Source organism: Fulverythrobacter ferritrahens (genome assembly GCF_020539485.1).
GTDB classification, from domain to species: Bacteria; Pseudomonadota; Alphaproteobacteria; order Sphingomonadales; family Sphingomonadaceae; genus Andeanibacterium; species Andeanibacterium ferritrahens.
The window spans coordinates 1179418-1193886 of sequence record NZ_JACDXU010000001.1 but is presented as its reverse complement, the minus strand read 5'-3'; the positions used below and the strand labels follow the sequence as shown (position 1 = coordinate 1193886).

Genomic DNA, 14469 nt, shown 5'->3' with positions numbered 1-14469 from the left:
TAATGGAATCTGCGCCTTTCTGGATGTGGATCGTTGGCTTCCTGCTTGTGCTCGGACCGTTGGTGACGATTCACGAGTTCGGGCATTATCTTGTCGCCCGCTGGTTCGGGGTAAAGGCGGATGTTTTCTCGATCGGTTTTGGCCGGGAACTGACTGGCTGGACTGATCGTCGCGGAACACGCTGGCGGATTTCCGCCCTGCCGCTGGGCGGTTATGTGCAATTTGCCGGAGATATGAACCCCGCCAGCCAGCCCAGTGACGAGTGGCTGGCCTTACCGGAGGAGGAGCGCCGCAAGACCTTCCAGGCCAAGCCCCTGTGGCAACGGGCCCTGATCGTCGCGGCGGGCCCCCTTACCAATCTCCTATTCGCAGTGGCCGTGTTCGCGGCTTTCAATCTTGCCATCGGCAAGCCTGATGCGGCTCCAGTTGTCGGCGGTTTTGCCCCGCAATCTGCTGCCCGCGATGCAGGCATGCAGGTGGGGGACCGCATCGTCTCGATGGATGGCGATAGCATTTCGGACTTTTTCGATGTCCAGGAACGGACATTGATGCATCCTGGCAAGAAGGTCGTCGTCCTGGTGGATCGCGCGGGGCAGAAAGTCTCTATCCCCGTGACCATTGGCGCTATCGCCATGAAGGATGAACTGGGGAACAGCCAGCGGGTCGGTATGTTGGGGATTGCCGCCAAGCGGCAATTCGTCGCTGTCGGTCCGGTCGATGCAGTGAGTCTCGCGGTACGCCAGACTCGTATGATCGTCTCCACCATGGTGACCGGGCTGGGCCAGATTATTGCTGGAGAGCGCTCGGTTCAGGAACTGGGCGGGCCTATCAAGATTGCCCAATATTCCGGAGAAAGCCTGTCCCAGGGGCCGCTTTCTTTTGTCTCCTTTGTGGCGATGATCTCAATTAATTTGGCATTCATCAATTTATTGCCAATTCCTGCGCTCGATGGCGGGCATCTGGCTTTCTACGCGGCAGAAGCGGTCCGTCGGAAGCCGGTCGGCCCGCGTAGTCAGGAATGGGCGTTCCGCACCGGCGTGGCCTTTGTGCTCGCGCTGATGCTGTTCGTGACGATAAACGATATTGCTTCGCTCCTCATTCTGGGAAGTTGAGCGGGAAAGGACTGCGGGCCAGCCTATTTCACCGGACATTTGCTTGATTGGCGACACGGCATCGGGCAAGGGCGGCGGTTACTTACTGCCGGGGGAAACCCAACGGTATTGGGCGGGCGGTTCGCCGTCAGGGGACGTAAATCACCGTGTCGAAGATTGGACGGGAAATGGGCCTTAAGGGCAAGAAATTCTCTGCACCGAAAATCGCCGCGGCACTGCTCGGCGGGACAATTCTGGCGGGCCAACCGGTCGCAGTATCTGCGCAAGACCAGGGTGCCGCTGCCAACAATCCCTCGGGCGTCACGACACCGGCCCAGCCGGCTGAAGTGATCCGTTCGCTGGTTGTGACGGGGTCGCAGCGTCTGGAGGCGCAGACGATCCTGAGTTACATCCAGCTCCGGGTTGGCGGCCAGTACACAGAGGCCGCGGCCGACCAGGCGCTGAAGGATCTCTATGCGACGGAACTGTTCGCCAATGCGAGCATCCGTAACGACAATGGCAATGTGACGATTGACGTTCAGGAGAACCCGGTGGTCAACCGGATTATCCTGGAGGGCAACAAGCGGTTGAAGGAGGACAAGATCCTCCCCGAGATCAAGCTGGCCCCGCGTCAGATCTTCACCCGGTCGAAAGTGCGCGCGGATGTGGCGCGCATCATCGAGCTGTACAAGCGCCAGGGCCGCTTTGCCGCGGTGGTGGAACCCAAGAGCGTACAGCTGGCGCAGAACCGCGTCGACATCGTTTACGAGATCACCGAAGGGCCCAAGTCCAAGGTCCGCCAGATCAACATCATCGGCAATGATAAGTTCTCCGATGGGGAACTGCGCAGCCAGATGGTGACCAAGCAATCGCGCTTCTTCCGCTTGTTCAGTTCGGGCACCAGCTACGATCCGGATCGTCTGGCCTTTGACCAGCAAAAGCTGCGCCAGTTCTACCTGACAGAGGGTTATGCCGATTTCCGGGTGGTCTCTGCGGTGGCGGAGCTGACGCCTGACAAGCGGGACTTCATCATCACTTATGTGGTGGAAGAAGGTGAGCGCTACAAATTCGGCGATGTGAAGGTTGAAAGCCAGCTGCGCGATTTCGACGAAGGCGTGCTGACCCGCACGCTCGCGGTGAAGCCGGGCGGCTGGTACAATGCCAAGCTGGTGGAAGATACGGTCGAGGGCCTGACCGAGACGGCGGGTATCTATGGCTATGCCTTTGCCGATGTGCGGCCCGAATTCAGCCGCAACCGCGACGATCTGACCATGAACGTGAAGTTTGTGCTCAACGAGGCGCCGCGCGTCTACGTCGAGGCGATCAACATCAACGGCAATACGCTGACGCAGGACAAGGTGGTGCGCCGCGAGTTCCGCGTGGCCGAAGGCGATGCGTTCAACTCACTGGCGGTCAAGCGCTCCACCGCGCGCATCAACTCGCTGGGTTACTTCCAGGAAAACTTCAAGATCGAGCAGAGTCAGGGCTCCGCGCCCGACCGCATCGTGCTCGACGCCAATGTCCAGGAACAGGCCACTGGCGAACTCCAGCTCTCCGCAGGCTTCTCAAGCCTCGAAAGCTTCATCCTGCAGGGTTCCATCAAGCAGCGGAATTTCCGCGGCAGGGGGCAGACCGTCGGGGCCAGCGTTAACTGGTCGCGCTATTCGCGGTCTGCCACGCTGAGCTTTACCGAACCCTATGTGTTCGATCGCAATATCTCGATGGGTATCGATATCTATCGGCGAGATCTGAACAACTGGAATTATTACAACAATAATCGCAATTCCACCTTCAAGCAGGCGACCACCGGCTTCCAGGTTCGCGCCGGTATTCCGATTACTGAAAATGCCTCGGTCATCGGGCGTTACACGCTTAATTTCGACGACGTCACGCTGGATGAATCGCTGTATTACAGCGATCGCGTAAACCCGCCGAACTTTGAGTGTGACGTGCTACTTGCCGGCCGCTATCTCTGCGATGCCATTGGCTCGCGGACCAGTTCGATAGTCGGTGTCTCGATGGTGTACGATACGCTGGATAACCGTGTACGTCCGACGCGAGGGGAAACTTTCTCGATCAGTCTTGACGTTGCCGGCCTTGGTGGCTCGGAACAATATGCGAAAATGCGCGTCAACGCGGCCAAATACTGGCAGCTTGCTCCGGGCTGGGTCTTCTCGCTGTCCGGCGAGGGCGGCTATGTGAAGGGCTTCAAGGATCGTGGCCCGGGGCAGGACAGCGTCCGCTTGACTGACCGCTTCTTCCTTGGCGATCCGCAAATTCGCGGGTTCGATATCCGCGGCGTAGGCCCGCGTATCCTCCGTGAGTTCTACGTGCTCGACAACAACGGCAAGGCGGTGTGCAGCGATGGCTCGTCGCAGGATAATTGCCAGAACAATGGTGGCTACACTTTCTACAGCGACCCCAAGAACCCGATCGACGATCCGCTGGGCGGCGATGCCTACTACCTGGCGCGCGCCGAACTGGAGATTCCGCTTGGCACCGGCGCCCGTGAAATGGGCTTGCGGCCTTCGATCTTTGTCGATGCGGGTGCCGTTTTCAGTGTGAGGAAACCGATCCTTACCGATACGGGGCCGTCATATTTCATCCCCACGCGCGATAGCTCGGGTAAACAGCTCTATACCCAGATCGATTCCGCATCCCTGGTGGATGGTATCTGTACTCCGGACAGTACCTCGACCGTCACCAGTCCCACCAATCCGAGCAAGCCGGACTGCCTTACCAGTGCCAGTAATATCGCACTCGGCAGTACCCAGCGCGGCTTCAGGGAAGCTTTCCTGGGTGACTCGCCCAAGCCACGCATCGCGGTGGGCGTCGGGGTCAACTGGAATTCGCCTTTCGGTCCATTCCGGATCGACGTTGCCAAGGTGTTGATGAAGCAGCCTGGCGATGACACCAAGATCTTCACGTTCAACGTAGGAACCCAATTCTGATGAAATCCATTCTCAAGCCGGTTCTTGCTACCGGCCTCATTCTTGCTGCGGTCAGCCCGATGGTCGCTTTCCCGGCCGCTGCGCAGGCAGTCAAGGGTATTGGCGTAATCGATCCCAATGTCGTGATCAGCAGCAGCGCCGCCTTCAAGGCTGCCGAGGCTCAGCGCCCGCAGACCTACAAGCAGAATTATGATCAGGCCAAGACCCGTAAGGACCAGATCGACGCCCAGCTGGAACCGCTGGTGAAGAAGTTCGAGGCTGATCGCGCTGCGCCGAATCCCAATCGCGATGACCTCACCAAGCAGGCTGCCGCGATCAATCAGATCGACCAGCAGGGCCAGCGCGAACTGCAGCAGATTCTCGCGCCGGTTGCACTGAGCCAGGAATATGTGGACGAGCAGATCAATGAAGCTCTGCCCAAGGCGATCGAAAATGTCGCCAAGAAGAAGCAGATCACGCTGATCCTCAACCGCGCCACCGGTGCGATTGTCTATCGTGATGCGGCCTATAACATCAATCAGGACGTCATCACGGAACTCGACACCGTGCTTCCGGTCGCCCAGATCGTTCCGCCGCCGAACTGGCTGCCGCGTGAACTGCGTGAACAGCTTGCCCGCGAGCAGGCGGCTTCCGGCGCGCAGCCGGCTCAGGGTAATGCGGCTCCGGCGGGTCCTGCCTCCACTCCGGCTGGCCCGCCGGCTGAATCGCGCTGATCGGCCGATTATCCAGGGGCAATGCAATGAGTGAAGAGTCGGGCGCACCAGCCTATGACATCCGCAAGGTGCTAAACGCCTTGCCGCATCGCTATCCGCTTCTGCTCGTCGACCGTGTGCAATCGCTCACGGTTGGCGAGGAGATTCACGCCATCAAGGCTGTGAGTTTCAACGAGCAGTTCTTCCAGGGGCATTTCCCCGGCCGTCCGATCATGCCCGGCGTCCTGATTATCGAGGCGCTGGCGCAATCGGCGGCGATTCTCGCGATCGAGACGCTGGAACTCGCTGGAAGCGGCAAGCTCGTCTATTTCATGACGATTGAAGAGGCGAAGTTCCGCACTCCTGTCGAGCCGGGATGCCTGCTCGACCTCCATGTCGGCTTCATCCAGAAGCGCGCTCGGGTCTGCAAGTTCTGGGGCAAGGCAAAGCTGGGCGACAAGTTGGCCTGCGAAGTGCAGTTCACTGCCATGATCGCCGATCCACCGGCGGAAGAAGCCTGATTGTGCCTGCTCGGCTCTGATATGCCAGAGCCGGCAGCTCATTGGCAAAAACGGTCGCGGACCTTGCAATAGGGCGCGAACGTCGCTAAGCGCGCGGCTTTCCGAACATCAGCAGGGCCGGTCGGAACCGGCTCCGCGCATACGGAGTGATACCGTCATGAAGGCCGATACCCATCCCGATTACCACATGATCACCGTCAAGATGACTGACGGCACCGAATTCCAGACGCGCTCCACCTGGGGTAGCGAAGGTGACGTGATGGCACTGGAAATCGATCCGACCAGCCACCCGGCCTGGACTGGCGACAGCAAGCGCCTCCTCAACGAAGGTGGCCGCGTTGCCCAGTTCAACAAGCGTTTCGGCGGCCTCACGCTCAAGAAGTAAGCCAACCCTTACGAGGGTTCGCATATTGCGGAATTTGGAAAAGGGCGGTCCCATGGGCCGCCCTTTTGCTATCTTGGGCAGGCGTCTGTTCGGCGCTGGACCTGTTTGGCGCTGGGCTTATCCGGTCGCAGGCTCGAAACGCAGCATGCCGGCCATACGGCGCAGGCCGCCATTATCATTGGGATGGTTCACCCCGTCCACCACGAGGACTTCCGCGAAGTCAAAGGGGCTCATGCCCTCGAGGCACGCGACGTTGATGCCATATCTGTCTGGCATGGAGCGGGTCTGGTGAAAGCAGTGGATGCCGCAGCTTGAGCAGAAATGGTGCTTCGCCACGCCACTGTTGAAGCTGTAGGTGCTGAGCGTATCGGCGCCTTGGGTCACGGTCAGATCCTCAAGTGGGGCATAAACCGTGACCGCGCCTTTCATGGCGCAGATCGAACAATTGCAGCGCGTTCCACTCAGGTGATCGGGCAGGGCCACTGTAAAGCGGACGGCTCCGCAATGGCAGGAGCCCTGATGGATGAGATTGGCGTCGTCCATTTGCATCAACCCCATGGCCGTTCGCGATACCATTTGGTGATCACATATTTCAGCCCCTTGCGGACCTTCATCGCGTGATGAAGCGTGGCCGGGTTGCAGCTGCCGTCAGGCCTGCGGTTATTCCAGCAGACCAGGCGCCCCTGTTCAGGCTGGAACATCTTGTCGATGACCTTGAAGCGAGTGGCTCCGCCCGCTTCGACATCGTTGAGATAGACCATGAAGGTCCAGGTGCGCTGCCCGGCGACCGAGCAGTATTTCTCGTAATCGTCGCCGCTGGGTTCGAAATAATCGGTGTGGGCCTTGAATTCCTGCCCGACCTCGTAGCGCTGGCCCTGCGCTGGCTCGCCATGGGCCGCATCGATCTTGTTGATGGCGATCAGCCGTTTTTCCAGTTCGATGACGGCAGGTTCTGCAGAATCGAGATCGCAGGTTTCGCTCGTGCGGAAATAATGGTCGCCATTTGCGTCGGCAATTGTGGAAGGTCGACGATTGGTGTCGATCAGCGCCATCAGTTGCACGCATAATTCTGGCGGCAGGAAGCCGGGCAGGGTGAACATCTCCGCACGCGGAGTGGGAACCTGACGCATGCCGTCGCAGGCGCGCAGGATTTCGCTGGAAGATTCGCCCGGAGACGGCATGGGCGGGACGATAGTGTGAGCGCGGCGGTGTTCAAGCAGGAAACATTGCCCATGACAGAGAGCAGTGCGTAAATTTTGCTTTGCAATTTGCTCGCTCTGTGCAAGAGGCTCGCCGCCTCGCAGGGAGCGGTTTGATTGCTTCTGTGGGAATGCCTGTTGGTACGCGGATTCGATGTGTGCCTGGCTTATGGCGATTGTAGCTCAGTTGGTTAGAGCGCCGGTTTGTGGTACCGGAGGTCGGGGGTTCGAGACCCCTCAATCGCCCCATTTCCCTGACCCCGATAATAATGCACGCCACAAGCCTCAGGCGGGTTCGAGCGGCATGGTGAATTGGCGGGCCGATTTGTGGCTGGTTCTGCTTGCCTCTGCCCGGTCTCCCTGCCAAAGCACCGCCAGCTAACCGGACAAACGCAATAATGCACGGCTTTGCCAATCCTGCCCGCTTCCTCCGTATCGCACGCGTGCTCACCGTTCCATTGCTGGTGGCGGGCCTGCTGCTGACGGGCGCTGCCCTCTATTATGGCCTGGTATATGCTCCGCCTGAACGGTTGCAGGGCGATAGCGTGCGGATTCTGTTCATTCACGTTCCCGCTGCATGGCTGGGAATGGCAGGGTGGAGCGGAATCGCGGTGGCGAGCTTCGTGGAACTCGTCTGGCGCCATCCCCTCGCGGGAATCGGTGCGCGGGCCGCGGCTGTTCCTGGGGCTTTCTTCGCGTTTCTCTGCCTTGCTACGGGATCGCTCTGGGGCCGCCCCGCATGGGGCACCTGGTGGGTATGGGACGGGCGGCTGACCAGCATGCTGGTGCTGCTGTTCCTCTATTTCGGTTATATTGCGCTTGCCGGAGCCTCTGCCCGGGAGGGCGGAGGAAGTCGCATCGCTGCGATTTTCGGGCTGGTTGGGGCCGTAAACATCCCCATCATCCATTATTCGGTCCTGTGGTGGAATTCGCTGCATCAGCCCCCCAGCCTGACGACAGGCGGCTCCGCCATGGCGGGGCCGTTCCTGTGGGGCCTGATGGCTGCGACGCTGGGCTTCACTTTCATTTTCGGCGGGGTCGTGCTGGCACGCATGCGCGCGATCCTTGCCGATGTGCAGGCGGAGGCTCGGTTGCGCCGCAAGGCGGAAGGGGCCTGATCGATGCGCGAGGCACTGGATCACTGGGTATTCGTATTTGCTTCCTATGGGCTTGGGGTAGGCGGGACGCTGGCCCTGGTGGCATGGAGCTGGATTGGAATGAAGCGCGCCGAAAGGCGGCGGGATAAGGCTCGCGGTAAATGAGTACGGGTTTGAAAGCCAAGCATCAGCGACTGGTGCTGATAGCCATTGCGGTGGCGGTGTTGATCGCCGCCGGCCTGCTGGCGGCCTGGGCACTGCGTAGCCAGGCGAGCTATTTCTATGTGCCAAGCGAGATGGTGGCCAATCCGCCAGAACCGGGCCAGGCCGTCCGCCTTGGCGGCATGGTGCAGGCCGGATCGCTCAAGACCGCGCCCGATGGCATTACGATCAACTTCGTGGTGGGCGATGGCGATGCAAGGGTGCCGGTGCGGTATTCCGGCATCGTGCCCGACCTGTTCACCGAAGGTTCGGGCGTGGTAGCCGAAGGGCGCATGGATGCCGATGGAACTTTCGCGGCGGATACTCTCCTTGCCAAACATGACGAGAATTACGTGCCGCGCGAATTGCATGACATGACCGAGGCGCAGAAGCGCGCCGCGGTGGAAGAAACCTCCAAGTGAGCATAGCCAGATGAGCATGGGCCAATGATCGCCGAATTCGGCCTTGCAGCCTTATGGCTGGCAGCAGCACTCGCCGCGATGCAGCTTGTCGCCGGGGCATTGGTGCTGCGCCGGGATGAGCCCACGCTGGCCGCACTGGTGCGCCCGGCGGCCGTAGTGCAGGGGTTGCTTGCAGCCCTGTCTTTCGGGGCGCTGTTCCTGCTGTTTGTGCAGACAGACCTTTCGGTCCGTCTGGTGGCGGAGAATTCGCACACCGCAAAACCGATGATCTTCAAGATCGCAGGCGCGTGGTCGAACCATGAAGGCTCGATGCTGTTGTGGGTTGCCGTCATGGCGCTGGCGGGCGCACTGATCGCGCTGATCGAACACCGCCTGCCTGAACGGACCTTGCTGGCGACACTCGCCGCACAGGCTTTCGTCAGCCTGGGTTTCTATGCCTTTCTGCTGGTCAGCTCGAACCCGTTTGAGCGGCTTAGCCCGGCACCTCCAGAGGGCAATGGCCTCAACCCGTTGCTGCAGGACGTTGCCGCAGCTTACCACCCGACCACGCTCTATTTCGGCTATGTCGGCCTCTCGGTAGCGTTCAGCTTTGCCGTTGGCGCGCTGCTGACCCGGCAGGTCACGCCGGACTTTGCCCGCGCCATGCGGCCATGGGTGCTGGGGGCATGGATTTTCCTTACGTTGGGCATCACTGCCGGTTCCTATTGGGCCTATTACGAGCTCGGCTGGGGCGGCTGGTGGTTCTGGGACCCGGTGGAAAATGCCTCGCTGATGCCGTGGCTGGCGGCAACCGCCTTGCTCCATTCGGCCAGCGTCCTTGCCGCGCGCGATGCGCTGCGTGCCTGGACGATCATGCTGGGCGTGGTGGCTTTTTCCATGAGCATGATCGGGACGTTCCTGGTCCGCTCGGGTATTCTCACAAGCGTTCACGCCTTTGCCGTCGATCCGGAGCGCGGCAGCTTCATCCTTGCCCTGCTCACGCTGTATATCGGCAGCGCCCTGACCCTCTTCGCTCTGCGGGCGGGAACGGTGGCCGAAGGAGAGCGCTTCTCCGTAACCAGCCGCGAAGGTGCGCTGGTGGTGAACAACGTCGCCCTGAGCGCCATTCTGGCCATCGTGCTGGTTGGTACGCTCTATCCGTTGCTGACCGAGGCCTTTGGCATCAAGGTTTCGGTGGGCCCGCCCTATTTCAACCCGGTGAGCGCGCTGTTCTTTCTGCCCATGCTGGTGGTGCTGGCGATTGGCCCGATGCTGCGCTGGCGGCGGGATTCCCTGGGGCGGGTGCAGAACGAAGCAGTGCTGTTGGGTGTGATTGCCCTGCTGGTGCTGGCGGGAGTGTGGTTCAACACCTCAATTGGCCTGCTGCCCCTGTTGGGCCTTGCCCTGTCAGTCGCGGTTGCGGTGGGTAGTGTCCTCCCGCTCAAGGGGCGTTCCCTGCGCCGGCTGCCGCTGGCTGTCTGGGGTATGGTGGTGGCCCATTTCGGTATTGCTGTCGCCATGTTCGGCATGTCGGCTGACAGTGCCTTTACGAAGGAAAAGCTCGTCGCGGCGACGCCGGGCGAGACAGTGGAAGTCGGTCCCTGGAAGGTCACGCTGGAGACGGTGGAGCCGGTGGCTGGGCCGAACTGGACCGCGCTGGAAGGCGTGCTGGTGGCCTCTTATAAGGGAGGCAAGCCGAAGCAAATCGCGCCGCAGTCGCGCGAGTTCTGGTCGCCTGTCCAGAAGACGAGCGAATCCGCGCTGCTTACTCGCTGGAACGGCCAGCTTTACGCGGTGCTGGGTGAAGAGATCGATGGGGGGCGGTGGCAGATCCGCCTCTGGTGGAAGCCCTTCGTTACCTGGATCTGGTATGGGGGCCTTCTGATCGGTTTCGGTGGCTTTCTCGCATTGCTTGGGCGCGTTTTGGGCGACCTGAAACGTCGCAACCTTCAGGCCCGAATTGCCCGCCGTCGCCGTACCGCCGCTGACGAGGAGCAGGCGGCATGAGCAAGCTTCGCTGGACTTTGTGGGTTCCGCTCGCGCTGTTCGGGGCATTCTTCGTGCTGGTTGCCAGCCAGTTGATGAATCCCGCCTCCACTACGGTGGAGAGCGCGATGATCGGCAAGCCGCTTCCCGAATTTGCCCTGAAACCCGCCAATGCGGACCGTCCGGGCCTCGCTACGTCGGATATGCGGGATGGGCAGCCGCGCTTGCTGAATGTTTTCGCCAGTTGGTGCGTGCCCTGCGCGGCGGAAGCTCCGCAGCTTTCCGCTCTCGAACGGGCGGGCGCCAATATCGTGGGCGTCGCCATTCGCGATCGGCCTGAAGATGTCGCTATGTTCCTTGCCCAGCACGGCAATCCCTATAGCCGTATCGGGGCAGACGATCTTTCCGAAGTGCAGGTGGGTATTGGCTCATCCGGTGTGCCGGAAACTTTCGTGATCGATGGCAAAGGCATCATCCGTTACCAGCATATCGGGGATATCCGGGATCAGGATGTGCCGATGCTGCTGGAAAAACTGAAGGAGGCCGGGCTGTGAAGCGGCTCCTGCTCCTTATCGCATTTATACTCGCTGCGCCTCTTTCCGCACAGGATTCACTGCCACCGGCGCCCTATGCTTACAAGCAGCTCGACGATCCCCGGCAGGAGGCGGAAGCCAAGGCGCTGATGGAAACGCTGCGCTGCCTGACCTGTCAGGGCCAGTCGATCGCGGATTCGGATGCTCCTATGGCCGGGGATTTGCGGCATCAGGTGCGCGTACGTGTTGCCCGTGGCGAGAAGCCGGAAGCGATCCGCGCGTGGCTGATAGAACGCTATGGCGAATATATCAGCTTCAAGCCTGAAGTGACGAGTTCAACCTGGCCGCTCTTTGCCCTCCCGGCATTGCTGCTGCTGGTGGCCGTTTTCGTGTTCCGCAACAAGCTGGGGAAAAAGGCGTGAGCTGGATCATCGCCATTGTGCTCGCCGTTGCTTGTTTCGGCGTGTTTGCATTCGTGTTCAAACTTCCCAGAAATAGCTGGGCAGCGGTCCTCGCTGCGCTTGCGCTGGGATTGGCAGGATATGCCCTGCAGGGTTCTCCCGATCTTCCTGGCGCGCCCGGCACACCGCGTGCGGACAAGGCGGAAGAGGGCGGTGCGATCGTCGACATGCGCAAGCAGCTGGTCGGCCCCTCCGATCGATCCAGCAATCCACTGGTGCTGACGGCCGATGCGCTCGTTCGACGCGGGCAATATTCCAATGCTGCTGCCCTCTTGCGGGGCGCCGTGCATGATAATCCGAAGGATGCCGAGGCCTGGCTGGCATTGGGGAATGCCTTGACGTTCCAGGCGGACGGCATGCTGACCCCGGCGGCCTTGCTTTCCTATCGCCGTGCGGCGCAGCTTTCACCGGACAGTGCCGGTCCTGCCTTTTTCGTGGGCTGGGCGCTTATCAGGCAAGGCAAGCTTATCGAGGGGCGGGAAGTCTGGGCAGGACGCCTCGAATCCATGCCCAAGGACGCTCCGGGACGCGATGTTCTGGAAAAACGACTCGAGGGTTACGATCAGATCTTGCGCAAACTGGTCGAAGAGGCGCAGAAATCAGGGCGTTGAGGCGCGCGGATGGCCATGTTGCAGTGCGGAAGCGGGACTGCTAAGCGCCGTCGCCCGCCTGCCGGAGCCTTTCCGGCCAATGAGGGCGAGAAGAGGGGCGCTTAAACTCTATGAGTGACGCCGATACGCCGCAGCAACCCGAAGCCGCTCCTCCGCAGGCTCAGGGGGAATTCGCCGGCCTTCACGGGCATGATCGCCAGTCCTCCATCTACAAGATGGCGATTGGCGCGGTTGGTATCGTCTTTGGCGATATCGGGACCAGCCCGCTTTATGCTTTTCGCGAAACATTCGCCGGTCATCACCCGCTGACAGTCGATCAGCTCCATATCTATGGGGTGGTCAGCCTGATCTTCTGGTCCATGACGATCGTGGTCACGATAAAATATGTCGGCCTGCTGATGCGGGCGGACAACAAGGGGCAAGGGGGCACGCTTGCCCTGGTGGCGCTGGTTTCCAGCCATATTGCCAAGTCGAGATATGGCTGGATCGCGGTAATGCTGGGGGTGTTCGCCACCGCCCTGTTCTATGGCGACAGCATGATCACGCCGGCGATCTCCGTGCTGTCCGCTGTCGAGGGTCTTACGGTAGTCGAGCAGGGCTTCCAGCCCTTCGTGCTTCCCATCGCGCTGGCGCTGCTGATCTGCCTGTTCCTTCTGCAAAAGCGCGGCACGGCCAAGGTCGGCGCACTCTTTGCCCCGGTGATGATCATCTATTTTACGGTGCTGGCTGTGCTGGGCATCGTTCATATCGTCCAGTCGCCTGAAATCCTGATCGCGCTCAATCCGTGGTTCGCGATCCAGTTTTTCATTGCGGACGGTACAACGGCCTTTCTGGCGCTGGGCTCCGTGGTGCTGGCGGTGACCGGATCGGAAGCGCTTTATTCGGATATGGGCCATTTCGGCCGCAGCGCGATGCGCATCTCCTGGTTTTCCTTCGTGATGCCGTGCCTCTTGCTGAATTATTTCGGGCAGGGCGCGATGATCATGGGCATGGAGCCGGCCGTCGCGGCGGAAGCTATCAAGAATCCCTTCTTCATTCTCGCGCCCGAGATGCTGCGCCTGCCGCTGGTGCTTCTGGCCACTATGGCGACCTTCATTGCCAGCCAGGCCGTGATCACGGGGGCGTTCTCGGTCACGCATCAGGCAATCCAGCTGGGTTTCATTCCCCGCCTTTCGATCCGCCACACCAGCGAGACCGAGCAGGGGCAGATCTATATCCCGTTCATCAACTGGGCGTTGATGGTGGCGGTGATTGTGCTGGTCCTGAATTTCCAGACCTCCTCCAACCTCGCTGCGGCCTATGGCATTGCCGTTACGGGGGCGATGCTGATCGACACCTGCCTGATCGCGGTGCTCGTGGCGATGGTGTGGCGTTGGAAGTGGTGGGTATGGGTGCCGGTGGTGGGCGCCTTCTTCATCATCGACGGCGCGTATTTTGCCGCCAATACCACGAAGATTCCCGATGGTGGCTGGTTCCCTCTGGCGATCGGTGCGGTTGCCTTCTCCTTGCTGACCACCTGGGCGCGCGGCCGCAAGCTGATGCGCGAGCGCATGGCGGAAGTGGAGCTGCCGCTCGATATCTTCGCCAAATCGGCCCATGCCAGCACGCAGCGTGTGCCGGGCACGGCGATCTTCATGTCGGCAGCCACCAGCGGAGTGCCATCGGCGCTGCTGCACAACATCAAGCACAACAAGGTGCTGCATGAGAGGGTGGTGGTACTGACCGTGAATATCGCGGACGTGCCCTACGTCGATCCCGAAGAGAGGATAGGCATTACCGATCTGGGGCAGGGCTTTTATCGGCTCGTGATCAATTACGGCTTCATGGAAGAGACCGACATTCCCGCCGCGCTCAAGCAGGCGGGCAAATGCGGCGGCAAGTTCGACATGATGCAGACCAGCTTTTTCCTTTCCCGGCAGACGCTGTTGCCCTCCAAGAACCCGGGCATGGCGATTTGGCGTGAAAGGCTGTTCAGCTGGATGCTCCGCAATGCGGCGACACCGATGGACTTCTTCCGCCTGCCGACCAATCGCGTGGTCGAACTGGGCAGTCAGCTGGAGATCTGACGCCCAGTGGGGAAGCCCCAGATATGAGAAGGGCGCCGCTGCCAGTGCAGGGCGCCCTTTCCTTTGGCGATAGTATATCTTGCGGACACACCGCCTAGCTGCGGGGTTTGCGCATCTCCATATAGCGCCCGATCAGCCATCCGATCAGCGTACAGGCGATCATGGGGCCTACCACTTTGGTCGGTGTGTCAACCGAACTCATCATGCCGACCATGATGCCAACCAGAGCACCGAATGCAATGCCGCGATGAGGCAGGCTCACTCCGACTTCCCC

General features: G+C 60.7%; 15 protein-coding genes and 1 tRNA gene. 13 read left to right on the top strand and 3 right to left on the bottom strand.

All coding sequences use genetic code 11. The features are described from left to right. Nucleotides 1–2 precede the first annotated feature (2 nt). The 5 genes from rseP to rpmE all read left to right on the top strand — a co-directional run bounded on the left by rseP (nt 3) and on the right by rpmE (nt 5640). Nucleotides 3–1112 (top strand): RIP metalloprotease RseP, encoded by a 1110-nt coding sequence (rseP, locus tag H0274_RS05755; RefSeq protein ID WP_226793941.1) that lies wholly within the window; start codon nt 3–5, stop codon nt 1110–1112. Between the two features lie 167 nt (nt 1113–1279). After that, nucleotides 1280–4042 carry an outer membrane protein assembly factor BamA gene (gene bamA / locus H0274_RS05750; protein WP_226794453.1) on the top strand — a complete coding sequence of 921 codons (2763 nt, stop codon included), beginning with the start codon at nt 1280–1282 and terminating at the stop codon, nt 4040–4042. After that, nucleotides 4042–4755, top strand: a complete 714-nt coding sequence (locus H0274_RS05745) for an OmpH/Skp family outer membrane protein (RefSeq protein ID WP_226793939.1) — start codon at nt 4042–4044, stop codon at nt 4753–4755. The genes bamA and H0274_RS05745 overlap by 1 nt, the downstream gene beginning before the upstream one ends. 26 nt (nt 4756–4781) lie before the next feature. Then, entirely contained in the window at nt 4782–5255 is a 474-nt protein-coding gene (fabZ, locus tag H0274_RS05740; protein ID WP_226793937.1) for a 3-hydroxyacyl-ACP dehydratase FabZ, read from the top strand. Between the two features lie 157 nt (nt 5256–5412). Continuing rightward, the gene (gene rpmE / locus H0274_RS05735; RefSeq protein ID WP_054529517.1) at nt 5413–5640 is read left to right on the top strand and encodes a 50S ribosomal protein L31; all 228 of its coding nucleotides are present in this window, start codon (nt 5413–5415) and stop codon (nt 5638–5640) included. A gap of 117 nt (nt 5641–5757) precedes the next feature. Here rpmE and H0274_RS05730 read toward each other — a convergent pair whose 3' ends face one another. Next, nucleotides 5758–6183, bottom strand: coding sequence for a GFA family protein (locus H0274_RS05730; protein ID WP_226793935.1), 426 nt, complete (start codon nt 6181–6183; stop codon nt 5758–5760). A gap of 5 nt (nt 6184–6188) precedes the next feature. Beyond that, nucleotides 6189–6821 (bottom strand): prolyl hydroxylase family protein, encoded by a 633-nt coding sequence (locus H0274_RS05725; protein ID WP_226793933.1) that lies wholly within the window; start codon nt 6819–6821, stop codon nt 6189–6191. Nucleotides 6822–7011: 190 nt separating this feature from the next. Between H0274_RS05725 and H0274_RS05720 the strand changes: the two genes are divergently transcribed. From H0274_RS05720 to H0274_RS05685, 8 genes are all read left to right on the top strand, one after another. Then, nucleotides 7012–7088, top strand: a tRNA-His gene (locus H0274_RS05720). 149 nt (nt 7089–7237) lie between these two features. Beyond that, on the top strand, nt 7238–7957 hold the full coding sequence (gene ccmC / locus H0274_RS05715; protein ID WP_226793931.1) for a heme ABC transporter permease CcmC: 720 nt from the start codon (nt 7238–7240) through the stop codon (nt 7955–7957). Between the two features lie 140 nt (nt 7958–8097). Beyond that, nucleotides 8098–8559 carry a cytochrome c maturation protein CcmE gene (gene ccmE, locus H0274_RS05710; protein ID WP_226793929.1) on the top strand — a complete coding sequence of 154 codons (462 nt, stop codon included), beginning with the start codon at nt 8098–8100 and terminating at the stop codon, nt 8557–8559. A gap of 24 nt (nt 8560–8583) precedes the next feature. Continuing rightward, a complete protein-coding gene (locus H0274_RS05705) occupies nt 8584–10545 on the top strand; it encodes a heme lyase CcmF/NrfE family subunit (RefSeq protein WP_226793927.1) in 1962 nt (653 codons plus the stop codon). Next, nucleotides 10542–11078, top strand: coding sequence for a DsbE family thiol:disulfide interchange protein (locus tag H0274_RS05700; RefSeq protein WP_226793925.1), 537 nt, complete (start codon nt 10542–10544; stop codon nt 11076–11078). Before H0274_RS05705 ends, H0274_RS05700 begins: the two co-directional genes overlap by 4 nt. Then, nucleotides 11075–11479 (top strand): cytochrome c-type biogenesis protein, encoded by a 405-nt coding sequence (locus H0274_RS05695; RefSeq protein WP_226793923.1) that lies wholly within the window; start codon nt 11075–11077, stop codon nt 11477–11479. The genes H0274_RS05700 and H0274_RS05695 overlap by 4 nt, the downstream gene beginning before the upstream one ends. Continuing rightward, entirely contained in the window at nt 11476–12129 is a 654-nt protein-coding gene (locus tag H0274_RS05690) for a tetratricopeptide repeat protein (RefSeq protein ID WP_226793921.1), read from the top strand. The genes H0274_RS05695 and H0274_RS05690 overlap by 4 nt, the downstream gene beginning before the upstream one ends. A 110-nt stretch (nt 12130–12239) precedes the next feature. Next, complete coding sequence (locus H0274_RS05685) at nt 12240–14195, top strand: potassium transporter Kup (protein ID WP_413463463.1); 1956 nt, start codon at nt 12240–12242, stop codon at nt 14193–14195. Between the two features lie 94 nt (nt 14196–14289). On the opposite strand, the gene H0274_RS05680 is transcribed toward H0274_RS05685, so the two are convergent. Then, on the bottom strand, nt 14290–14457 hold the full coding sequence (locus H0274_RS05680) for a hypothetical protein (RefSeq protein WP_226793919.1): 168 nt from the start codon (nt 14455–14457) through the stop codon (nt 14290–14292). Between the last annotated feature and the right edge of the window lie 12 nt (nt 14458–14469).

Coding starts and splice junctions, on each gene's coding strand:
- bamA (WP_226794453.1), top strand. CDS start 1,280: ATGGGCCTTAAGGGCAAGAAATTCTCTGCACCGAAAATCGCCGCGGCA.
- ccmE (WP_226793929.1), top strand. CDS start 8,098: ATGAGTACGGGTTTGAAAGCCAAGCATCAGCGACTGGTGCTGATAGCC.
- H0274_RS05700 (WP_226793925.1), top strand. CDS start 10,542: ATGAGCAAGCTTCGCTGGACTTTGTGGGTTCCGCTCGCGCTGTTCGGG.
- rpmE (WP_054529517.1), top strand. CDS start 5,413: ATGAAGGCCGATACCCATCCCGATTACCACATGATCACCGTCAAGATG.
- H0274_RS05705 (WP_226793927.1), top strand. CDS start 8,584: ATGATCGCCGAATTCGGCCTTGCAGCCTTATGGCTGGCAGCAGCACTC.
- H0274_RS05730 (WP_226793935.1), bottom strand. CDS start 6,183: ATGGACGACGCCAATCTCATCCATCAGGGCTCCTGCCATTGCGGAGCC.
- ccmC (WP_226793931.1), top strand. CDS start 7,238: ATGCACGGCTTTGCCAATCCTGCCCGCTTCCTCCGTATCGCACGCGTG.
- H0274_RS05725 (WP_226793933.1), bottom strand. CDS start 6,821: ATGCCGTCTCCGGGCGAATCTTCCAGCGAAATCCTGCGCGCCTGCGAC.
- fabZ (WP_226793937.1), top strand. CDS start 4,782: ATGAGTGAAGAGTCGGGCGCACCAGCCTATGACATCCGCAAGGTGCTA.
- H0274_RS05745 (WP_226793939.1), top strand. CDS start 4,042: ATGAAATCCATTCTCAAGCCGGTTCTTGCTACCGGCCTCATTCTTGCT.
- rseP (WP_226793941.1), top strand. CDS start 3: ATGGAATCTGCGCCTTTCTGGATGTGGATCGTTGGCTTCCTGCTTGTG.
- H0274_RS05685 (WP_413463463.1), top strand. CDS start 12,240: ATGAGTGACGCCGATACGCCGCAGCAACCCGAAGCCGCTCCTCCGCAG.